This window comes from Dyadobacter sp. AC419 (assembly GCF_979253085.1).
The window spans coordinates 268,020-290,375 of record NZ_CEEDCD010000024.1 but is presented as its reverse complement, the minus strand read 5'-3'; the positions used below and the strand labels follow the sequence as shown (position 1 = coordinate 290,375).

Here is a 22,356-nt window from a genome sequence, read left to right as displayed (position 1 = left end):
TGCCCACACAATGCCGATAAGTCGTATTTGCAAGTTATTGACATTCATTTTTATCATTTGCTTAAAAGCTTCTCACGCTTTTGCGGGAGCTGATTTACGCATTGTTTCAGCAAACGGGACATTAAGTGAAATCCTGGTTGGGTTGGGTTTGGAAAAACAATTGGTAGGCGTCGACATTACGAGCACTTATCCTGCGACACTCGAAAAAATCCCTAAAATAGGCCATAACCGCAGCATAGCAGCCGAAGGCATTTTGACGCTCAACCCGGATGTGATTATTTATACAGACCAAAGCATGCTCTCGCCTGCTGTTGTGAAGCAATTAAATAGCAGCGGTAAAAAACTGGTCGAATTCAAGCATGAATATTCGAAAGAAGGCGCAGTAAAGCTTATTCGCGAAGTGGGGGCTTATTTCAATGCAAAGCCACAAGCCGAAAAGATGGTCAAATCCTTACAAGCTGATCTTGCAAAAACAACAGCTAACACATCTCCGAAAAAACTCTTATTCATTTACGCCCGCGGGACAGGGACTTTAATGGTGTCAGGAACCGGCACTTCTGTTGATAAAATGTTTGCCCTGGCCGGTCATAGGAATGCGGTTCAAGGCTTTACAGATTTCAAACCGTTGACAGCCGAATCGCTGATAACGGCTAATCCCGATGTGCTGGTGCTGTTTTCGAGTGGATTGGAAAGTCTGCAAGGCATCGACGGACTGCTCAAAGTGCCTGGCGTAGCTAACACAAATGCAGGAAAAAATAAAAAAGTGATTGCAATGGATGGCCAATTGCTAACCGGCTTCGGGCCGAGATTAGGCAAGGCGGCATTGGAGCTTTCCCAAAAGGTTAAATAGCAAGCGATGTTGGCAGAAATCATAAAAGAACCGGATCTGATATTGGACGCTCATGCAGAAGCGCCCGGTCATCGGCCATCCGCCAAGGGCAAAATGACGTGGATCATGGGCTCACTGCTTTTCGCAGCAATGATTTTTTCCGCATGCACAGGCGCGCTTTCTATTTCTTTAAGCGAGTTATGGGACATTATTTTGTTCAAAACGGGCATCATTGCACAAACCAATGTTGAGGAACAAAAGTCGATCGTCTTCTGGATTATCCGCCTGCCTCGCGTTTGTCTGGCCGTGTCAATAGGAGCGGGCCTTGGCATTGGCGGCGCATCATTGCAAGGACTTTTCCGAAATCCCATCGCAGATGCAACATTGATCGGTGTTACTTCCGGCGCGTCGCTTTTTGCCGTGTTCGTTATCATGCTTAATGTTAAATATTTAGGCATTATGAATGAGTGGGCCGGAGTTTATGGCATTTCGTTCGTTTCCTTTCTGGGTGCAGCGCTCACCACATTGCTTGTTTATCAATTGTCGAAAGTTGCTGGCGACGGCAGCGTAACCACCATATTATTGTGCGGCATTGCGATCAATGCATTTGTTGGCGCCATCACCGGATTAATGACTTATCTGGCCGATGACGCGCAGCTTCGTTCTATCACATTCTGGAACTTGGGCAGTCTCGGCGGTGCAAACTGGATGTCTGTGCTGGCCATTGCACCGTTTGTCGGCATTTCTGTTTTTGCGATGCCTTATCTTTCCAAAGCATTGAATTTGCTGGTTTTAGGTGAGAGCCAGGCCGGAAGCTTAGGCGTTAATATGAAGGTTTTAAAGCGCAAAGTCATCATTCTGGCCACATTAGGCGTGGGCGCATCTGTGGCGGTTGCCGGGACAATCGGTTTTGTCGGGCTAGTGGTTCCGCACATTATCCGCAGCACATTCGGGCCCGATCACAAAACGCTGTTGACCGGTTCAGCATTAGCAGGCGCAATTGTGTTAACATTGGCCGACACACTTTCGAGAACCATTGTTGCACCCGCAGAATTGCCGATCGGCATTCTCACCGCATTGCTCGGGACGCCCTTTTTCATTTATATTCTTTGGGAGCAAAAAAGAAAAAGGCTATGATCGAAGTTCGTAACGCATGTTTTGAGATGAGGAATCGTAAGCTTTTGCAAGATGTCAGCTTCGACGTGCAAGCCGGAGAATTTTGGGCAATCGTGGGTGCAAACGGCGCCGGGAAGTCGACATTGATCAAAATCCTTGCATCCGAACTTGCCCCGACTTCCGGTAACATTACATTTCGCAACAAAAACCTGCGGGATTACAAACTGAAAGATTTGGCCAAATTACGGGCTGTACTTTCTCAACAGAACTCAATAAACCTGGCATTTACAGTCCAGGAAATCGTGTTAATGGGCCGATATCCATTTTACCAATCGCAACCGACACAACGCGATCTGGCGATTGTTGATGCCTGTCTGAGGAATGTTGGCATTGAAACGTTCAAAAACCGCTTGTATCCGACGCTTTCCGGTGGAGAGCAGCAGCGTGTGCAGCTGGCAAGGGCGTTGGCTCAAATTTGGGAAATCAAAAATGGCCTGCTTTTGCTCGACGAGCCTACAACCGGAATGGATCTGCTGCATCAGTTTGAAACATTCCAATTAGCCAAGCAACTGACTGCCAAAGGATTCTCCGTTGTGGCTGTTGTGCACGATCTGAATCACGCATTACAATATGCTGATAAAGTGCTTATGCTTAAAAACGGGCAGAGTTATGCCCTCGGAACGCCCGCTGAAACATTAAACGAAACCATTATCAAGGCAGTTTTTGGATTGCCTGTGAAAATAATCCGGCCCGAAACGCTCGGTCATCCGATCATTGTGCCACACGTTCCGCTGATGGCGGCGCAACATTAATCTCAGTATTTTAACAAAAGAACCATTATGGAATCAACCCTTTCACCCGACAGAGCAGCACTTAAAGAGCGCTGGGCAGAATACAAAGCCATTAATCCCAAAAGCCGCATTCGTGATGCCGCCAAAGAGCTGAGCACGACAGAGGCCGAGCTGCTCGCCACCGGAATTGGAGAAAATGTGTCCTTACTGACCGGAGATTTCAGGGAATTGATCAAAGAAGTGCGTTCGCTGGGGCATGTGATGGCGCTTACGCGTAACGACCATGTTGTGCATGAGCGCAAGGGCGTTTATGAAAATGTGTCCTTTAATAATCATGTGGGATTGGTTTTAGGTCCTGACATTGACCTGCGCCTTTTTTTGGGTGACTGGAAATTTGGCTTTGCCGTTTCCGAAAATGATCGTCACAGCTTGCAGTTTTTCAACAGTTTCGGCGAGGCTGCGCATAAGATTTATTTAACTGAAAAAAGCAATAAAGAGGCTTACGATGCATTAGTAGCAAAATATCTGGCTTCTGATCAGGAAGTTGAACTTGCAATTGCAGATAAGCCGCAAAAAAGTGCTGATTCAGCAGAAAAAGTGGAAGTTGATCAGGCTGCGTTTCAAGCTGAATGGCTTGCTTTGAAAGACACGCACGACTTTTTCACCTTGCTGCGCAAACACAAATTATCAAGAAAGGACGCCCTTCGCAATGCGCCGGAGGGTTATGCTTATCGAATCAAGCCGGAAAGCATGAAGGCCATTTTCGAAGCCGCTTCTGAGCAGCAGCTTCCGATTATGGTTTTTTGTTTCAAATCCCAACTGCATTCAAATTCACACCGGACCGATCAATAAGATATTTGTGATGGGACCGTGGCTCAACATTATGGATCCTGAGTTTAACCTGCATTTGCGTGAAGACGCCATTGACGAAGCTTGGATCGTTAGAAAACCAACCGAAGATGGGGTGGTTACGGGAATTGAATTGATCGATAAAGAAGGTGTAATGTTCAACCAGTTTTTTGGAAAACGCAAGCCAGGTGTTCCAGAACTTCCCGAGTGGCCAGCGTTACTTGAAAGTGCTGCTATCCGACTTTAAAACATTAAAATATTGTCACTCAGGCTAAATTGCTGAGTCTTTAAGAATAAATTTCGCCATAGTAATTAAAAAATTTCCGGTTCCACTTAGAGCCGGTTTTTTTTGTGATATAGCTTTTTGAAATAAATTTCGCTGTGATTAAATTTTGCAAACATTGTATTGAGTTTAAAAAAATAAGTATTTGTAAGACAATGTGTTGTAAATATTTCCTGCAAACATTTATAATTTTAACTAAGATAAAAGTGTAAAAATAATTACATTTAGAACTGGATTTTACTATCAACGATCTGCTGATAATATATATATGGAGACAACAAAACAGTCACAAACTCAGCCAACTTACACGACCGACGAGGCTTATCAGGCTTCTCTTCAATACTTTAAAGGAGACGATCTTGCAGCCCGCGTTTGGGTGAATAAGTATGCACTTAAAGATTCTTACGGAGCGATTTTCGAGGCAACTCCGAATGATATGCACCGCAGAATCGCAAAAGAAATTGCGCGCATTGAAAAGCTTTATCCAAACCCGTTGAGTGAAGATGAAGTTTTCGATCTGATCAAAGATTTTAAATACATTATTCCGCAGGGAAGCCCGATGACGGGGATTGGAAACCCTTATCAGATCGCTTCGTTGTCCAACTGTTTTGTGATTGGAAATAATGGTGCTTCGGATTCTTACGGTGGCATCATGAAAATTGATCAGGAGCAGGTTCAATTGATGAAAAGACGCGGAGGCGTGGGTCATGATCTGTCGCATATCCGTCCGAAAGGATCGCCGGTCAAAAATTCCGCGCTGACTTCCACAGGCATTGTTCCTTTCATGGAACGCTTTTCCAATTCGACGCGGGAAGTTGCGCAGGACGGTCGCAGAGGCGCATTAATGCTTTCTGTCGCCATTCGTCACCCGGATTCTGAGGATTTTATAGATGCCAAACTGGAACAGGGAAAAGTGACTGGCGCCAATGTTTCCGTCCGCATTGATGACGAATTCATGAAAGCCGTTGACTCCGGAAGCACTTATCGCCAGCAATATCCGATCAAAAGCACGACGCCGACGCATGAAAAAGACATTGATGCCAGAACATTGTGGAAGAAAATCGTGCATAATGCGTGGCAGTCTGCTGAACCGGGAATCTTGTTTTGGGACACAATTATCCGCGAGTCGGTTCCGGATTGCTATGCAGACCTAGGTTACGAAACGGTTTCAACAAATCCTTGCGGAGAAATCCCCTTATGCCCTTACGATTCATGCCGGCTTTTGGCGATCAATTTGTTTTCATACGTTGATAAGCCTTTCACCAGTGAAGCATCATTCAACTGGACATTGTTCAAAAAGCACATTGCCGCAGCACAGCGAATGATGGACGACATTATCGATCTCGAATTGGAGAAAGTTGATGCCATTTTGCAGAAAATCGATGCCGATCCGGAAGATGAGGAAGTGAAAAGAGTGGAGCGCAATCTGTGGCTGAACATTCAAACCAAAGCCCGAGAAGGGAGAAGAACGGGAATCGGCATCACTGCGGAAGGCGATATGCTGGCAGCATTAGGACTGCGTTACGGAAGTGACGAAGGCACTGAGTTTGCGGTTGAAATTCACAAAACGGTTGCTTTGGAAGCATATCGTGCGTCAGTTCACACGGCTAAGGAAAGAGGTTCATTTGCCATTTTTGATTCGGAAAGAGAAAAGAATAACCCGTTCATACTAAGGCTTAAAGAAGCGGATGCACAGCTTTATTATGAAATGCTGGAATACGGCCGCCGCAACATTGCCATGCTCACCATTGCGCCAACCGGAACTACCAGCCTGATGTCACAAACGACTTCGGGTATAGAGCCGGTTTTCATGCCTGTTTATAAAAGAAGAAGAAAAGTTAATCCAAACGATAAAGATGTTCGCGTTGATTTCGTGGACGAAGTGGGCGATTCCTGGGAAGAATATGTTGTTTTTCACCACCGTTTTAAAGAGTGGATGGAAATTAACGGACTGGATATCAGCAAGAATTACGGTCAAAAAGAACTGGATGATCTCGTAAAAAAATCGCCTTACTACAAAGCGACTTCCAATGATGTAGATTATCTAAAAAAGGTAAAAATGCAGGGCGCGATCCAAAAATGGGTCGATCACTCGATCAGCGTAACCATTAACATGCCCAATGATGTGACCGAAGAGCTGGTGGGTGAATGTTATATGGAGGCGTGGCGTGCTGGTTGTAAGGGTGTTACGGTTTACAGAGACGGGTCTCGTTCAGGTGTTTTGATCGCCAATACGGAGAAAAAGAAGAAACGGTTAGCGGCCAGGTGCCATTCCCAACAACCCGTCCCCAGATTTTGGAAGCGGATGTCGTTCGTTTCCAAAACAAAAAAGACAAGTGGATTGCATTCGTAGGATTGATTGACAACCAGCCTTATGAAATTTTCACGGGATTAGCGGATGACGAAGACGGAATCCTGTTGCCAAGATGGGTTAATGAGGGCGTGATCATCAAAAACCGCGAAGCAGACGGAAGTTCACGTTACGATTTCCAATATAAAAATACGCGTGGCTACAAAACCACCATTGAAGGACTTTCGTACAAGTTCAATCCGGAATATTGGAACTATGCAAAACTGATTTCCAGCACATTGCGCCACGGAATGCCAATCGAAAAAGTGGTAGACCTAATTAGCAGTCTGCAACTCGACGAATCCATCAACACATGGAAAAACGGCGTTGCCCGCGCATTGAAACAATACATTCCAGACGGAACAGAAGCAAAAAAGCAGAAATGCCAGAATTGCAACTCTACAAATTTGCTATACCAGGAAGGCTGCCTGACATGTAAGGATTGCGGCTCATCCAAGTGCGGATAATTGCGATAACAAAGTCCCAGCGGGACATAAATCCCAGAGGGATGCAACATCGGTAGCAAGAGGCAATGCGGGTAGAAGCAAATCCCGGAGGGATAAAATATCGGTAGAAACAGCGTAATGCATTGAAAAAAGCAAATCCCAGCGGGATGCAATATAGGTAGCAACAAGGAATGCATTGAAAAAAGCAAATCCCAGCGGGATGCAATATTGGTAGCACCAACGCAATCCAATTTAAAAATAAAATCCCGGAGGGATGTAACAGCATGTACGCCGTTACATCCCTCCGGGATTTTTGATTTGTGGGACATTGACAATTGCTACCAATATGTCATCCCTCTGGGATTTGCCTGTGCTTGCCGATGTCTTTGTTCTGATCGTCGCTATTGCTTCCCGCCGCAATTTTAATGCGTGTCCTCGACAACACCCAAATAATTAAACGGCGATAACGCCCTTAACTCTTCCCTTATTTTTTCCGAAACATCAAGCGTTTCGATAAAGCGGGAAATGGACTCGTGCGTTATTTTTTCGTTTGTTCTGGTTAGTTCTTTTAGTGCTTCGTATGGCTTTGGATAGCTTTCGCGACGCAAAATGGTTTGGATTGCTTCTGAAACCACTGCCCAGTTTTCTTCCAGTTCAGCTTTCAGGATTTCACCATTCAACTCAACTTTACCCAAACCTTTCAGCAACGAATTCAATGCAATGGCCAAATGGGCAAGCGGCACACCGATGTTTCTCAACACGGTCGAATCTGTCAAATCACGCTGTAAACGGGAAACAGGCAACTTTGCAGCGAAATGTTCAAATAATGCAGTCGCAAGACCCAAATTTCCCTCGGAATTTTCAAAATCAATTGGGTTAACCTTGTGCGGCATTGCAGATGAACCCACTTCGCCGGCTTTGATCTTTTGCTTGAAATAACCCATCGATATGTAAGTCCACATATCCCGGTTAAGGTCAGTAAGGATCGTGTTCAGCCTTTTTAAACAGTCGAAAGTGGCTGCAAGATTGTCATAATGCTCAATTTGCGTAGTATGACGGCTTCTTTTAAGGCCCAAACCTTCCACAAAATGATTTGCAAATGCCATCCAGTCTTGTTTCGGATAGGCGGCGTGGTGCGCATTGAAGTTTCCAGTTGCTCCGCCGAATTTTGCAGAATGCGGGATTTTGTCCAGCATTTCCAACTGGCGTTCCAGTCTTTCCACAAACACCAAAAATTCCTTTCCTACGCGTGTCGGAGAAGCTGGTTGTCCGTGGGTGAAAGCCAGCATTGGCACATTTTTCCACTCGATTGACATTCTTTTTAATACAAAAAGAACCTGGCGGAATAATGGCTTAATCTGCCTTTCCAACGCATCTTTCAGCGAAAGTGGAATCGCCGTGTTATTGATATCCTGGGAAGTAAGTCCAAAATGGATAAATTCCTGGCAAGACTCGATGCCGAGCTTTTCAAATTGCTCTTTGATAAAATACTCAACAGCCTTAACGTCATGATTAGTGACCTTCTCAATATCCTTTATATGCAACGCGTCTTCCTCACTGAAATCCTCATAAATCTTGCGTAAGGAAGCATAATTCTTTTTGTCAAACTCTGCCAATTGCGGCAAAGGAATCTCGCACAATGCGATAAAGTATTCTATTTCAACGTATACTCTGTAATAAATTAAAGCATATTCAGAGAAATAGGCGGAAAGCTCGGAGACTTGTTTGTAGTAACGGCCGTCAACAGGAGAGATCGCCGTAAGTTGATTTAATGACATGATTTTCAATACAAAACTTGATTTTTACGCAAAGTTAGTAGAATTAAGCGTCGAAAATTGGTAAAAAATGCAGGAAATATTCTTTTTGGTATTGGCGTCAGAAATTATAAAACTATTCGCATATTCGTTGATTCAACCTTCACATAACACTCATGCAGCCTTCGCCCTTTCTTGGAGAATTAGTCGGAACAATGGTTTTAATTTTATTGGGAAATGGCGTTGTTGCCAATGTTGTCCTTAAAAATACCAAAGGCGAAAGTTCCGGCTGGATTGTGATTACAGCGGGGTGGGGTTTTGCTGTAATGATCGGGATTTTCACGGCGAATGCATTTGGAAGTGCGGCTGCGCATTTGAATCCTGCGGTGACAGTTGGTTTTGCATTTCTTCGCCAGGACTACAGCTTACTCGCCAGTTATATTCCTGCACAGCTTATAGGAGCATTTTTAGGCGCAGTTTTGGTCTGGCTTCAATATTTTCCGCATTGGAAAGCGACTGAGGATCAGGGTTCTAAGCTTGCTTGCTTTGCGACCGGCCCAGCTATCCGCTCCGCGGGCCCGAACTTCGTGAGCGAATTTATTGCAACCATTATTTTGATCGTCGGCGTTGTTGCCATCGGTTATGCAGGCACTTCGGATCCTGACAGAGGTGGCATTCCGGCTGGGGTAACGCCTTATCTTGTGGGCTTGCTGGTGTGGAGCATTGGGCTATCGCTAGGCGGCACAACCGGTTATGCGATTAATCCGGTTCGTGATCTGGGGCCGAGGATTGCGCATGCCATTTTGCCCATTCCTAATAAAGGAAGCTCCGACTGGGGATACGGCTGGATTCCCGTGGCTGGCCCCATTCTAGGGGCCATTGCCGGAGGATTGATTCTGCGCTTTTTTTACTTCTGAGTTATTCAACTGTCACTTTTCCGCCGCCCGAATAGCTGCGATATTCACCTTGATACATGGCGTCGGCTGCTGCTGGTCCCACGGTAAATGTGCCTTTCGAGACAATGCGAACCTGATAATAGAATGTCTTTGCGACATTGGTGGCTGCTGTGAAAAAATGAATGCGGTCGTCCCTAATGTCCAGATATTCGGGGCTGGAAGCATTCTTAATCCACGGCATATCACGCGGCTCAGTGATTCTGGGATTTTCAATTTCAAAGCCTGAAGGAAGTAAATCGGTAACAACCACATTGTCTACAGGTAATCCATTTGTGCTTGTCAATGTCAGTTTCACCACAACCAGATCATTTTGGCTGAACGTTTGAACTGGCGCACCGTCACGGGTCAGGAATTGACGCCGAATGCTAAGTCCCTGATCTTCCTCGACATAAGTGCCGGTTGCCGACATTCCTTCGGATTGCGCAAACCAGTATAAATCTCCAGAACCTTGTGTCTGAATTGCAACCTTTTGATTATTAATGCCTTTCGACACTTTCAATTCTTTCCCACTGAACGAAGCCAGGTTTTTTCCATTCACTGAAACAGTTGCATTAACAGTTGATCCAGCAGTTTTTTTTGCCAGTTTACCTAATGCAAGCACCGCAAACGACGCTTCCTGTGTATTAAGATAAGACGCGGATTGGACTGTCTTGGACAGCTGCCGAGCCAGAACAGGGATTTGCAAATTGTCCGGATCCGATTCAATGAGCGTGTTCAGCACCAGCGACATATTTCTCAGTGGCGAGGAATAACTGTTATCAAAGGCTTGCGTTCCATTTTCAGGAACATATTTTTTGGGCAAAATCGCGTTGAAGCTGCGCGTATCGCCAGCCAATTGGAAGGCTCCTGCCAGCAGATATTTGGAGTCAACGGTTAGCAGATTAGGATTCTGCTTATAATAGTTCATCGAAGCGCGGTTCGGCCGACCATTCAGAGCAAGCACATATAATGAATAAATGGCTTCTCTGCGCACGACTGATTTTCGCAATTGAGAGCCTGAAGACGGTTCACTTCCATACGCAAGCCCGTTGCCGGTCGTGGCCACAATGACTTCCTTATTAGCAGCGGTGCCCGTTTTGGTGCTGAGATAATCCAACGCGCGGCTTAATGTCTTCGCATTGATTTCAAAACCGGCCCTTCTTGCTTCTTCCAGAAAATGAACGGCATAAGCTGTTGTCCACCAATCTTCCTGCGTTGCGCCGGGCCACATGCCAAATCCACCATTGAAAAGCTGCTGCGACTCGATCTTTCGGATGGCTTGTTGCACATTGGTCATCGGATTGAAGTCGCTTTCGCCATTTTTGACCGTGTAGACGGGAGCGGCCATGGCTTTGGCCAGATCGGCGAAATAAATTTGTGGAAATGCTTTCGAGACGGTTTGTTCCAGGCAGCCATAAGGATATCCCAACAATGTCGAAAGCGCTTTTCCTCCGCCTTGCACCAACGGTGAACGGCTTAAAACAAGCTGACTTCTGCTGGTTGCCGGAATAAATGAAGACGCGAGATTGATAATGCCTTGCTTATTCCCCGCAATCTGGCCGGAACTGCTCGTTTTCAACAAAGGCGACGCAGGGCGCACGGTGATAGGAGTCTGGTTTACAAAAGTTTCTCCGAATGCGGTGACTTTGACAGTAACATTAGCCAAACCGATCGCTTGTAATGCTTTCAAAGAGAAAACCGCCCGCGTTTCCTTGCCAGCTGGAATGGTAAGATTTTGTGTTAACGGACTTTCGCCAGCAGCTAACGGTCCGTTTAATTGCACCGTAATGCTCGCATTCGCGGGTTTTTTCTCCGTATTGCTAACATTAACCGGTAAAACCAGCTCATCGCCTGGGCTCAAAAACCTCGGTAAGCCCGCACTGATCACAACCGGATCGGCCACTTTCATATTTTTAGTCGAAGAGCCGAATGCATTGTCTTTATAAGCAACGGCCATAATGCGCAAGTCGCCGCTGAATTGCGGGATATTAATGTCATATGTTGCCTCGCCGCTGCCATTTGCAGTAATCACGCCGCTCCAAAATGACACAAGTTCTGTACGGCCATTGCTCAATGGATTAATCCTTCTTTCAAGATCATAACCGTCCCCGCCAAAACTGGAAGAGCCGCTGATCTTCAAATCAGGAAATAACAGCGCATATAAATCATGCGTGGTCACTTCCAAAGCGTGTTTCTGGTAAAAATGCGCGTGGATGTCAGGCGTTTTTGAATTCTTTATTTGCAATATGCCCTCATCCACAACCGCTAATGTAATCTGTGCATTAGGAGCAGTTTTGATCTTGATCTGCTGTTTCGTTTTGGATCGTGACTTTTCGATAGCAGTAATAGCGACGGATAATTTCCTGTCCGGATCTTCCACCATAATTGGAAAAAAGCCGTGCGCCACTGTGAGCGGCATGTCGGACGTATCAAACGGCCGGATCAATGTTGCTGTTACAAACACATTTGGCAAATGCGCTTCCTTCAAATTCAATTTTAATTCAGCGGCTTTCTTTTCCGTTTTCAAAATGTGCTGCTCCAGAATATTATTACGCTCCACCGTAACCAGAAGCCTGCCGTCGAATGGCGTTTTAAACAGCACATTCGCCGATTCTCCAACTTTATAACTGCTTTTGTCCGTCTCCATCAACACCCGGCCTTCGTTACTAACTTCAAATGAAGAATATTGCGTGTAACCATAGCCATAAGCATAAAAATGGGCCAGTGTATAATGTTTAGCGCCCGGCCTGCTTACGCGCACTTCATATTCGCCTGAGATCGTCGGGACATATTGAAATGTGCCTTTTCCGCTTGCGAGGTTCAGTGTTGTGGCGTAAACAGTTTTTTCTTTTTTGCGGGACGTGTATTGCAGCACTTCATATTTTTTCTCTACAACAGTCTGATATTCAAGCCTTACAACCTCAATCTTGGCGGCACTTTTTTGTAAAACACCTTTGCTGTTCACCCCGATAATTTCAACCGGAACAGGAACATTGGTTCCTACATATGCGTCGGGAAGGCGGATGCCGTAAAAAACAGGCTGCGTGAAAATGTCAAAACGTTGCAGCCGGTTAACTGGACGGCCGTTTTCATCAAAAACGGTTACATATATTTTACCTTCCACTACACCAATGTCTTTTAAACTCGCGGCGATTGGAAAGCTTTCAGTAGCCTGTCCTTGTGCATTGGTAACGCCCTGACGGCTTTGTCTTTCAAATGTGGTTTCGGCTGGAATGTCAAAGACAAATTCAGGAAAGCCGGCGGCAGAAAAGCTTTTCCTTTTAAGCTGAGACGCCATTTCGTAATTTCTGTTGCTGGCTGGCGGCCCAAATAAATTGAATGCGGTTGCTGTAAGCGACACATTATTTCCTGAAACATATTCCTTGGCTGCACCGCTGAGATCAACCTTAATGCGGTCAGGCATGAATTCTTCGACGCTGACTGCGTGTGAAGCAAGCAGAATGTCGTTGCCATTATAAACTTCCAAAACGTAAGTTCCGGTGAGCCCGGCAGCGTCTACGGGAACTTCAATCTGAACCGCGCCCTGATTATTTGTGCTTTTGCGCCATGTCCTGTATTCGCGTCCGTTAGGCGTCAGCATGCGCAGTTTAAGCGGGATTTCACGCGCACTTTCCCACTTTTTTGTTCTGATAACAGTGTTAAAATACATGGTTTCGCCCGGACGATAAATGTCGCGCTGACCGTAAATAAATGCTTGCAAGCCCGAAGGATTATCGCGCAAACCTTCCACCTCAAAACGCGACGTTTCAACTTGTGTGTCGTTTAGAATGAGATAATTGAAATCTTCATCCATGCTGGCGGTGAGCATGGCAATCTTAAAACCAGGCGATTTTTCACTCAATTTTTCCACATGCGCAACGCCGTCGCCATCCGTATTACTTGTATGCACGTTTTGATTGCTATGACTTACCAGCGTAATCTCCACATTGCTCAGCGGCTCATTGGTTTTGATCGAATTGGCATAAATCCAGATTTCATCTTTTCCCTGTTTCACGATCAGTCCAATGTCTGAAATGGAAACCAGCTTTGTAGCGCCGAGATAGGCTTCGTCTTTTGAATTGACAGAAACTAGATAGACGCCTTTGCGCTTGTTATCCTCAGGTAAAGCGACATTCAATGCGGATATTCCCTTGTTTTTAGGCAGGTTTTCGGTCTCAACTGTTTTATCTACAATAATGTCACTGAGCTCATTTTCACGGTCTTCGCTGTAATTAAACGCACCGGTTTCCACCCAATCGTTGCCCGAATAGCCGTATTCGTTCCAGCGGTTGTTCCTGATATAGCTGAGTATATTATTGGCATAAAGTTTCGAAATGCGAACCTGAACTTTTGGAATGTTGACAATCTGCACGCCCAGGTTTTTTGAGCCTTTCGGCGTCATATAAAGTGCTTTCTTATTAGCAAAAGCCACCGATGCCGGCATTTTTCCAAAAAACAGATCCTTTGAAGTTTCATCTTCTGGAAAAGCGCCTAAGACGCCTTTCAGTGTCTTGTTAATGAGCAAATTATATGTTTCCGTCTCGTTAAATTCACCTCGAACAATGAAACCGTTTTCAGTCGGCTCTGTTTGCACGGCGATCTGCGGATTAAAAGTAAATCCGGCCGCAATGCTTTCTTTATCTAATTCTTGGCTCGTCACAATGCGCGCATAACCAGCATTATTTTCATAACCGGTCTTAATGTCAACAACTTCCAGGTGAAGCGGTGAAGGAATACTGGCGTTGCTGGCGATGATCTCCTGGCTTGTGTAAGCTGTATTTTGAACCTTAACCCCCTTTTCGATGGCTATTTTGACAGGAATCGGATTGTTATCTGCTTTGCCAACATTGCTTAGGGCAAGCGTTATGGTGTGATCATTGGAAGCAGGCAGAACTTTGTAATTCAAGGACTTATCTGCCAGTGTAACTTTCAGCTTTTCAGCGACATTCTGACTGTTTACCGGGTAATTAAATATTAATCTTAACCGCGCTTCCTGCTTTTCTGTTTCCTGAGAAATTGTCCACCAGCTTTCTGTTTCAATCAATTGCAGATAAGGCGTGTGGAAATCCAGCGGTTCTTTGGAAACTGCCAGTTTTGTGTCCTTATCGCCTTTTTCAATGAGCAGGTCCGTAAGTTTCGCCGTATATTTTGTCGCGGCGCCGAACCCTGAAACGGGAGAAAATACGAGTTCGTTTGGCGCGGCCCATTTGAATTTTCCACGCACCGCCGGCTCAAACTGAATATATTGTGTCGAGTCCCAGTCATTCAGCTGGCTTTCGGAAACAATGTCTTTGTTGAATGTAAAAACCAGGTTTTGCGACTGGCTGATTTCATCCGTGAAGTTGGTTCCGGAAATCCGGATTTCGTTGAGAGAGGAGCAACTGTCTAGTAAAATTGAGATAAAAAGGGACAAAAAGATCGCTGCGGCAGAAGTCTTTTTCATAATCACGAAGAGAGTAAACGTAGGTGAGAACACACGTAAGAAACGAAAAAAGGATGGCCGTTTTTAGCCATCCTTCGAATATAATTTTAGTAAAATCCGTAACTCGATTTAATTGAGCGAACGGTAAGTTAAATGCTTTTTCGGTCTGCGATCAAAACTGCTTCATCACTTCGCCAATCTCTTTGGTTCCTTCGAAAAATGTCAGCAGACGGGTCAAAATCCCTTCAACTACGGCATCCGGGCAAGATGCGCCGCAGGTTAGCATAATGCGGACGGGCTCGTGCTGCGGTAAATAATTTTCTGTAACCACTTCTTCCTTCGTGTGCATGTTAAAATGCCGGATCAGCTGTTTATCCAAAATTTTATTCACCGATTCAATGAAGTAAGTCGGGAATTTTTGCTCGCAAAGCTCAACTAAATGAGACGTATTTGAGCTGTTATATCCGCCAGCGACAATAACAAGATCGGCCTGGTGGGTTAGCAATGCATAAGTTGCATCCTGATTATCATTCGTGGCGTAGCATAATGTGTCACGCGTATTGGCAAAACGATCTTCTACCTGTTCCGGCCGCAATGCATAATGCCTGATCATTGTATTTTTCAGGAAATCTGCAATGCCTTGTGTATCCGATGCAAGCATTGTTGTTTGATTAACTACACCAATGCGCTGCAAATCATTTTCGGGGTTAAACCCAACGGAATACTGACCTTCAAAATCGGTGAAAAACTGAGTAGCAGGTAAAGCGCCAACCATATATTCGGCGAGGCGCTCGGCCTGCGCCATATTTTCTACGACGACAGTCGGGGCATTTTCCTTACTATGTGAGAATGTTGCCCTCGTTTCTTCGTGATTGGGTTTTCCGTGGACAATGATCGTGTAATTTTTCTCACCGATCTGCGCTGCCCGGTTCCATACTTTTTCTACAAATGGACAGGTTGTGTCGTAAACATAAGCGTTAATGCCTAGTTCTGTGAGTTTTTGCTGGTTTTCAATGGTCGTTCCAAATGCAGGAACAATGACAATGTCTTCCGAGCTCAGCGACTCCCACGGAATCAGCGGATTTCCTTTCGTATCCATAATAAACCGAACGCCTCTGTCGAGCAGGTCGCGGTTCACGTCCGGATTGTGGATCATTTCGCTCAGCAGGAAAATACGTTTATCGGGGTTTTCTGCAATGGCTTTGTAGGCAATGTCAATGGCATTTTCTACGCCATAACAAAAGCCGAAGTGGCGGGCGATCAGAAATTGGACCGGCCCGAAATCAAGCATTGTAGGCGAATAATCACGTTTCAGCTTGTCATTTTTACGACGGAATTCCTTGATCGGCGTGATAATCCGGCTCCGGTAAAAATCTGGGATATTGAACGTTTTCATCGACTAAATAGGTAGATTGCAGATAACAAAATAGAATATATTATAACCAATATTCAAGGAAACACCAGCCTTTTTTAACAACAAAGGCCAGTAAAACATTGTTCGCCAACATTGTTTTGAAAAAAAAATTCTGCTGGATGCAACATGTAGTCTCATCTACTGTCTTTTACACAGAACGTTCAAATATATATTAGCCTGCTGCTTGAAAACACAATTTTACCCTGACCGGCACGTCGAACTGGTGGAGCGTTGTAAACTCGGTGAGCGCAAAGCGCAATACGAGCTTTACAAATGTTACTCCAAGGCCATGTTCAACATCTGCATGCGGATATTAAACCATTTGGGGGAAGCAGAGGACGCTTTGCAGGAAGCATTTGTGGATGCTTTCACGAACCTGCACCAGTTTCGGCAGCAGTCGACATTTGGTGCGTGGCTGAAACAGATCGTTGTCAATAAAGCGATCAACCACATGCGGAGCAGAAAGGTAAAATGGGTTGAGATTGAGGAATGGCAGGAAACCATGGAAGATGGCGACCGCGATGAAAGTTATTTCGGAAGGGACGAGCATGAAACAAGTCTGGAAGTGGAGCGTGTCCGCAACACGGTGCAAAAATTACCGGATGGTTACCGTGTTGTGCTGAGCCTTTATCTTTTTGAAGGATATGATCACGAGGAAATAGGGGAAGTGCTCGGAATCAGTGAAACCACTTCGAGGACGCAATATATGCGTGCAAAAAGGAAGCTTACGGAAATGCTTTCAAAGTAATAGAACCAATGACTTTAAACTTAATTGATTGAGTTCCATCTAAACAAATAAGGATTTGAGAACATTATTTACACATGACAAGTTAATGAATCTATGAAAAATTCTTCTGATAAAAAAGATCGATTGGAGCGGTTTGTGCGAGATAACAGGGATGGATTTGATACTTTCTTACCGCAAGATTCTTTATGGAGCCAGATCGATAGCAAATTACATAACGAGATTCCGATTGTGCCGGAGCAATCCAAAAAAAAAATTAGGAGACTGAACAGCCCTTATTTTGACTGGCGTATAGCCGCCGGTGTGTTTCTGGCCCTTGGAATCGGATTTTTGGTTTACCTCAATAATGAATACGGCATAACCCGCGATCCGAAAGTGGCCCTCAAAGTTCCTACCTACGCTAAGGAATTCAATGCTTACAATGTTGCAATAGACCAGAAAAGAGAGGAAATCATCAAGCTCGCACGGAATAATCCGGAGTTGTACAAAGATTTTTCTGCGGATCTGGAAAGTCTTGAGGTGAGTTACAAAAACCTGCGTTCCAACTTATCAAATGCTCCCAATCAGGAAGCATTGCTGGAAGCGATGGTCCAGAACCTACAATGGCAGGTTGACTTGCTCAATCAACAATTAGAAATTTTGCAACGCATTAACAAAGTTAAAAATGGAGAAGATAAAGAAATTGATAACGCACCTGTTATTTAGCATCATTGCGGTGCTTCCACAGGTGGTTATGGCGGCAGGTCCTGACCCTGAACAAAACGGATTGGTTGAAAAAAGAAGGAATATCGTAAAGGTTTTTGATGTAAAAAATGATGATCAGCTGGTGGTTGATAACCAGTTTGGGCAGGTCAAAATCAATCTCTGGAACCGGGACGAGATTAAGGTCGAAATCATTGTTACGGCCAATGCGGCGAGCGATGGACGGGCGTCGGAATATCTGGGTGCAGTTACGATTGATGAACGCCGCGCGAGGAATTTAATCAACCTGACCACGCACATTGACAGAAGCCGGTTTGGAAACAATGGCTGGAACAACAAAAAAGGCGAAAAAAACTTCATTCAGATCGATTACACGGTTTATATGCCCAAGGAAAATGCGCTGATCGTGCGGAATAAATTTGGTGACACAGACATTCCTTCTTTTCACGCGCCGCTGACGATTGATTCGCGTTACGGAAACTTTGTTGCGAACCTTTTGGACAATGTTGAGAACAAAATCGATGTGCGTTATGGAAGCGCAAAAATCGGCAAAATGGACGGTGGAACGCTGGAATGCCAATATTCAAATCTGAGACTGGATCTTGCGAAAAAGATATTTTTGACTAATAAATTTGGCGAGCTGAATATCGGTGACGTTACCAATTTAGAAGCGGACATCGATTATTCCGGCGCGAAAATCGGCACAATGCGGGGATCAGGGAAAATCAAGCTTAATTACTCTGGCAATTTCAAAATCGATCAGCTGACCAATTCCGCAGAAAACATTGACATTCAGGCTTCCTATTCGTCGATTATTCTGCCGGCTGATGCCAACCAGTTCAATGTGACGGTGACGTATGGAAATTTCAGTTATCCGTCGTCGAATGTCAACTTTTCCATGCAGCCGTCAAAGGATGATAAGGCTTATAAACAAAAGCAATATCAGGGAAAAGTAGGAACGGGTTCCGGAACGAGAATAACGGTCGTATCTCGTTTTGGAGATGTGAAATTGAAAGATTAAGCCATTATCAGCCGTTATTTATCTTCAACAATCACATTGTATTTGAAATCCAGCGGGTCAAAAACGTCGAACAGTTTCTCGATAAACTCCGGATCATTAATATAAAAATTCAGCAGGTTATCATAGCGTTCCTGGGCGATTCCGTTCGGGAACAGCTTGTTTTTAAGGCTGATCAATTGATTGATTTCGGACTCATGATTTCGCTCTTCTGCTTTGATAATGCGCTTTTCAAGATGTTTTAACGAGTTAAGCAATCGCGTTTGCTCTGCTTTCACCGCGCCATGCATGGTTTGATCCACGGCAGTTGCCTTATCCAGAATCGCCTCAAAAATGCCGTTAAACGCTTCTTTCTGATCTTCCAGGCTAAGCACATGTTCTGAATTTCGCTCAATAAATGTCTTCCGCAAAGCCACTTCATCCAGAAAAAGATCTTTGTAATTGATCTTCAATTTTTGCGCCTTCTTACATTGCTGATTATTGATGTACAATGCAAAATTTCTTGGCATAAGCATGGGAAATGGCACATTGAAATGATCAAAAACGCCTTTAAGCTGCATCCAGTAAGGCACTTCTGACGGCCCGCCTATATACGCAAGATTTGGCAAAATAATCTCTTCATACAACGGTCTGAGTACGACATTAGGACTGAAAAAATCAGGCTTTTCTGACGCGAGTTCAAGGATTTCAGACTCAGTAAAGGATATGTCTGTATTCAGGACGCGATAAGTGTCGCCTTCTTTGGTAATCCTTTCGCGAATGTTGTTATCGAGATAAAAGAGGTTGATTTCTCTTGCGTGAAGCGGCGTATGATAGCCGAGGGAGTTGAGTTTGCCAGTGGTTTCGGTAACAAGCTTCTCCGAAATGGCGTTGGTAAGTTCTTCTTTAATGACGGGCAAAAAGTGCCTTTTTAAATCAGCATTGTCAGCGTCCAGCGTAATCAGGCCCTGCTGACCGAACAATTCGTGCATATAACATCGAACTGCATTGGCAAGGGTTGTATTTTCCAGATATGCTTTTGCAAACAGCATTGGCTTGTCCGGTAATTGCTTTAAAATGCTTTCAAGTTCCTTCGGATTCAACCTTCCGACCGCTCCTTTGTGCTCACCGGTCCACTTATGCGTTTGGCCAAACAAATGAAAAGTAGCAATTTCTTCAAAGTCATGATCCTCGGTTGCCATCCAGTAAATCGGCACGAAATTATATTCAGGATATGCCTCCTTTAATGCGCGTGCGAGCTTTACCGTCGTCACAATTTTGTAAATAATGTAAAGCGGGCCAGTGAAAATGTTTAGTTGATGACCGGTTGTAACGGTAAAAGTATTTTCCTTTAAAAGGGTCGAAAAATCAGGGAGATAAGGCAGTCCGTGATATTGTTTCTCTAAAACTTCGACGAGCGTTTTGCGCTTTTCAGCACCGAAATTTGATTTGCTAATGATTGCCTCCTTTGCATTTTCCAGGGTCGGATAAATACTGTAAAAAGTTTCAAGCGCAGGTTTCTGATCAAGATAATCAAGCAGCAACGCAGGAAACTGACCTGTTGTACGAAGGTCCAGGGAATGCAAGGTCATGAAAGGTGGTTTTTCAGTAGCAGTTAGAGAATCCAACGTAATTAATTTAACGATATTTTATATAAATGTGACCGATAACCTAACGTGAAACCGCTGGACTTTGGTTTCCCAAATTTGCGCATTTTGGGGTAGAATAAAAAACCATTCATCACAACAAAAAAGCCGGACCTGATTCAGATACGGCTTTTCGGTAATTCAATTTGGTTTTCAGTTGTGCAGGCTATTTTGCCTGAGATTTCTTAACGCTTTTAAAAAATATAATCGTTTTTGGCAATCAGCTCATCGGCTATGCGGCGGCGCGCATCCTTCAAATTTACCGGCTCTATCTTTGTAAATCTCTTCAAGCCCATGAGCATCACACGCAGCTCATCACTTTCAGCAAAGCTTGTTATAGCTGATTTTCCCGCATTATTAACCTTTTCCACAGCCCTATGCAGGTAAATCATTGCCAGGTCCTGATGCAATGCATTCGCTTTGGCACCGAGCAGGTCAATGCGTTTTTCGACCCGCAGCAAAACAGATTCAGCAGCGTAAATTTCAATAACCATATCGGCAAGGTTCATGATGATTTCCTGTTCTTCGGAGAGTTTCATCATAAATTTTTGGACCGCTGCTCCAGCCACCATTAATGCTGCTTTTTTAAGGTTCTTCAGCACTTTCTTTTCAGCTGCGAAAAGCGTTTCGTCTTCGCTCATGCTGAAATCCGGTATGGACATAATTTCCTTTCCAACCGCCGTTGCAGGCCCCATTAAGTCAAGCTGACCTTTCATGGTGCGCTTCAAAAGCATATCCACAACGAGCAGTCGGTTAATTTCATTCGTTCCCTCAAAAATGCGGTTGATCCGGCTATCCCGGTAAGCACGATCCATTGGCGCATCGGCTGAAAAGCCCATTCCACCATAAATCTGGACGCCTTCATCCACCACATAATCAAGCACTTCTGAGCCGTGCACTTTCATGATCGCACATTCGATCGCCAGCTCTTCCAATGCTTTGAGCTTGGATTCTGCGTCTGACATTCCTTTTTCCTGGAATGTCGAAATCAGGTCGTCAATGTTTTGTCCAACGCGATATGCAGCCGATTCCGTCGCAAACATGCCCACTGCCATCTCGGCAAGCTTGTATTTGATTGCGCCAAAACCGGAAATGGAAGTGCCAAACTGCTTGCGCTCATTTGCATACTGAATGGCCTGTTGCGTCACTTTTTTTCGCTCCGCCCAATGCCGCCGCAGCCAGTTTGATTCGGCCAATGTTGAGAATGTTGACCGCGATCTTAAAGCCATTTCCTCTTTCGGAAAGCATGTTTTCGACCGGGACAAGGCAGTCATTGAAAAATATTTGCCTCGTATCAGATCCCTTGATGCCCATTTTGTGCTCGGGCGCATTCATTGTAATGCCGCCAAAAGCTTTGTCGATGATGAATGCGCTGAGGTTTTTATCAGCCTGTCCATTTTCCTCTATTTTGGCAAAAACAATGAAAACGTCAGCAAAACCACCATTGGTGATCCACATTTTCTGGCCTGTAATCGAGTAATGTTTGCCATCAGCGGTTAATAGCGCTTTCGTTTTGCCCGAGTTCGCATCCGATCCTGAATCCGGTTCTGTAAGGCAGTAAGCTGCTTTCCATTCGCCAGTTGCCAGCTTTGGCAGATATTTTGCTTTTTGTTGGTCATTTCCATAATAAAGAATCGGCAATGTCCCGATCCCGGTGTGGGCCGATAAGGCAACTGAAAATGAATTACCCGCACCCGTGGCCTCAGCAACGAGCATGGATGTGTTAAAATTCATTCCAAAACCGCCATATTCTTCCGGAACAGCCGTTCCCAGCAAGCCCAGTTCACCGGCCTTATCCATTAATCCTGAGATCAACTCCGGGCTTTTTGCATGGTCAATCTCATCCAGAATCGGCCATATTTCCTTGCTCAGGAAATCCCGGCAAGTGTCTGCAATCATACGTTGTTCTTCCGTAAACTCCTCAGGAATAAAAATCTGGGCTGGTGAAGTTTCTTTAATCAAAAACTCTCCTCCTTTAATAGACGTCTTTTTATCTTCTGCAACGGCCATATTCGTACATTTTTATTGATGATTAAGGCTTAATAAAGGTATGCTTGCATACTACTTTGTCTGTTAC

At 44.7% G+C, this 22,356-nt stretch carries 15 protein-coding genes and 1 pseudogene; 11 read left to right on the top strand and 5 right to left on the bottom strand.

Annotation, left to right across the window (positions count from 1 at the left end):
• Positions 1-10 precede the first annotated feature (10 nt).
• From AC0IYG_RS23580 to AC0IYG_RS23550, 7 genes are all read left to right on the top strand, one after another.
• Positions 11-850: a heme/hemin ABC transporter substrate-binding protein gene (locus tag AC0IYG_RS23580; protein WP_471713512.1), complete on the top strand. Its 840-nt coding sequence runs from the start codon at positions 11-13 to the stop codon at positions 848-850.
• A gap of 6 nt (positions 851-856) precedes the next feature.
• A complete protein-coding gene (locus AC0IYG_RS23575; RefSeq protein WP_471713511.1) occupies positions 857-1,966 on the top strand; it encodes a FecCD family ABC transporter permease in 1,110 nt (369 codons plus the stop codon).
• Between the two features lie 26 nt (positions 1,967-1,992).
• Positions 1,993-2,757 carry a heme ABC transporter ATP-binding protein gene (locus tag AC0IYG_RS23570; RefSeq protein WP_471713510.1) on the top strand — a complete coding sequence of 255 codons (765 nt, stop codon included), beginning with the start codon at positions 1,993-1,995 and terminating at the stop codon, positions 2,755-2,757.
• Between the two features lie 27 nt (positions 2,758-2,784).
• Entirely contained in the window at positions 2,785-3,588 is an 804-nt protein-coding gene (locus AC0IYG_RS23565) for a ChuX/HutX family heme-like substrate-binding protein (protein WP_471713509.1), read from the top strand.
• Positions 3,512-3,832, top strand: a complete 321-nt coding sequence (locus AC0IYG_RS23560; RefSeq protein WP_471713567.1) for a ChuX/HutX family heme-like substrate-binding protein — start codon at positions 3,512-3,514, stop codon at positions 3,830-3,832. The genes AC0IYG_RS23565 and AC0IYG_RS23560 overlap by 77 nt, the downstream gene beginning before the upstream one ends.
• A gap of 304 nt (positions 3,833-4,136) precedes the next feature.
• Positions 4,137-6,221, top strand: a complete 2,085-nt coding sequence (locus AC0IYG_RS23555) for an adenosylcobalamin-dependent ribonucleoside-diphosphate reductase (protein WP_471713508.1) — start codon at positions 4,137-4,139, stop codon at positions 6,219-6,221.
• Positions 6,164-6,685: a hypothetical protein gene (locus tag AC0IYG_RS23550; RefSeq protein ID WP_471713507.1), complete on the top strand. Its 522-nt coding sequence runs from the start codon at positions 6,164-6,166 to the stop codon at positions 6,683-6,685. Before AC0IYG_RS23555 ends, AC0IYG_RS23550 begins: the two co-directional genes overlap by 58 nt.
• A 401-nt stretch (positions 6,686-7,086) precedes the next feature.
• Here the strand turns inward: AC0IYG_RS23550 and purB are convergent, their stop codons facing one another.
• The gene (gene purB, locus AC0IYG_RS23545; RefSeq protein ID WP_471713506.1) at positions 7,087-8,442 is read right to left on the bottom strand and encodes an adenylosuccinate lyase; all 1,356 of its coding nucleotides are present in this window, start codon (positions 8,440-8,442) and stop codon (positions 7,087-7,089) included.
• A 152-nt stretch (positions 8,443-8,594) separates the two neighbouring features.
• Here purB and AC0IYG_RS23540 point away from each other — a divergent pair, with 152 nt between their 5' ends.
• Positions 8,595-9,335, top strand: a complete 741-nt coding sequence (locus tag AC0IYG_RS23540; RefSeq protein ID WP_471713505.1) for an MIP/aquaporin family protein — start codon at positions 8,595-8,597, stop codon at positions 9,333-9,335.
• 1 nt (position 9,336) lies between these two features.
• Here AC0IYG_RS23540 and AC0IYG_RS23535 read toward each other — a convergent pair whose 3' ends face one another.
• Both AC0IYG_RS23535 and AC0IYG_RS23530 read right to left on the bottom strand, forming a co-directional pair.
• Positions 9,337-14,796 (bottom strand): alpha-2-macroglobulin family protein, encoded by a 5,460-nt coding sequence (locus AC0IYG_RS23535; RefSeq protein ID WP_471713504.1) that lies wholly within the window; start codon positions 14,794-14,796, stop codon positions 9,337-9,339.
• A gap of 151 nt (positions 14,797-14,947) precedes the next feature.
• Positions 14,948-16,171, bottom strand: a complete 1,224-nt coding sequence (locus AC0IYG_RS23530; protein ID WP_471713503.1) for a 4-hydroxy-3-methylbut-2-enyl diphosphate reductase — start codon at positions 16,169-16,171, stop codon at positions 14,948-14,950.
• 202 nt (positions 16,172-16,373) lie between these two features.
• On the opposite strand from AC0IYG_RS23530, the gene AC0IYG_RS23525 reads away from it, so the two are divergent.
• The 3 genes from AC0IYG_RS23525 to AC0IYG_RS23515 all read left to right on the top strand — a co-directional run bounded on the left by AC0IYG_RS23525 (position 16,374) and on the right by AC0IYG_RS23515 (position 18,657).
• Entirely contained in the window at positions 16,374-16,937 is a 564-nt protein-coding gene (locus AC0IYG_RS23525; protein ID WP_471713502.1) for an RNA polymerase sigma factor, read from the top strand.
• Between the two features lie 93 nt (positions 16,938-17,030).
• Positions 17,031-17,639 carry a hypothetical protein gene (locus AC0IYG_RS23520; protein WP_471713501.1) on the top strand — a complete coding sequence of 203 codons (609 nt, stop codon included), beginning with the start codon at positions 17,031-17,033 and terminating at the stop codon, positions 17,637-17,639.
• Positions 17,599-18,657, top strand: coding sequence for a hypothetical protein (locus tag AC0IYG_RS23515; RefSeq protein WP_471713500.1), 1,059 nt, complete (start codon positions 17,599-17,601; stop codon positions 18,655-18,657). The genes AC0IYG_RS23520 and AC0IYG_RS23515 overlap by 41 nt, the downstream gene beginning before the upstream one ends.
• A gap of 14 nt (positions 18,658-18,671) precedes the next feature.
• Here AC0IYG_RS23515 and bshC read toward each other — a convergent pair whose 3' ends face one another.
• Positions 18,672-20,225 carry a bacillithiol biosynthesis cysteine-adding enzyme BshC gene (bshC, locus tag AC0IYG_RS23510; RefSeq protein ID WP_471713499.1) on the bottom strand — a complete coding sequence of 518 codons (1,554 nt, stop codon included), beginning with the start codon at positions 20,223-20,225 and terminating at the stop codon, positions 18,672-18,674.
• Between the two features lie 248 nt (positions 20,226-20,473).
• A pseudogene (locus AC0IYG_RS23505) lies at positions 20,474-22,289 on the bottom strand (acyl-CoA dehydrogenase family protein).
• Between the last annotated feature and the right edge of the window lie 67 nt (positions 22,290-22,356).

Bases quoted from the DNA above. Each gene is read 5' to 3' on its own strand.
- AC0IYG_RS23580 (WP_471713512.1), top strand. From the start codon at position 11: ATGCCGATAAGTCGTATTTGCAAGTTATTGACATTCATTTTTATCATT.
- AC0IYG_RS23575 (WP_471713511.1), top strand. From the start codon at position 857: ATGTTGGCAGAAATCATAAAAGAACCGGATCTGATATTGGACGCTCAT.
- AC0IYG_RS23570 (WP_471713510.1), top strand. From the start codon at position 1,993: ATGAGGAATCGTAAGCTTTTGCAAGATGTCAGCTTCGACGTGCAAGCC.
- AC0IYG_RS23565 (WP_471713509.1), top strand. From the start codon at position 2,785: ATGGAATCAACCCTTTCACCCGACAGAGCAGCACTTAAAGAGCGCTGG.
- AC0IYG_RS23555 (WP_471713508.1), top strand. From the start codon at position 4,137: ATGGAGACAACAAAACAGTCACAAACTCAGCCAACTTACACGACCGAC.
- purB (WP_471713506.1), bottom strand. From the start codon at position 8,442: ATGTCATTAAATCAACTTACGGCGATCTCTCCTGTTGACGGCCGTTAC.
- AC0IYG_RS23540 (WP_471713505.1), top strand. From the start codon at position 8,595: ATGCAGCCTTCGCCCTTTCTTGGAGAATTAGTCGGAACAATGGTTTTA.
- AC0IYG_RS23535 (WP_471713504.1), bottom strand. From the start codon at position 14,796: ATGAAAAAGACTTCTGCCGCAGCGATCTTTTTGTCCCTTTTTATCTCA.
- AC0IYG_RS23530 (WP_471713503.1), bottom strand. From the start codon at position 16,171: ATGAAAACGTTCAATATCCCAGATTTTTACCGGAGCCGGATTATCACG.
- AC0IYG_RS23520 (WP_471713501.1), top strand. From the start codon at position 17,031: ATGAAAAATTCTTCTGATAAAAAAGATCGATTGGAGCGGTTTGTGCGA.
- AC0IYG_RS23515 (WP_471713500.1), top strand. From the start codon at position 17,599: ATGGAGAAGATAAAGAAATTGATAACGCACCTGTTATTTAGCATCATT.
- bshC (WP_471713499.1), bottom strand. From the start codon at position 20,225: ATGACCTTGCATTCCCTGGACCTTCGTACAACAGGTCAGTTTCCTGCG.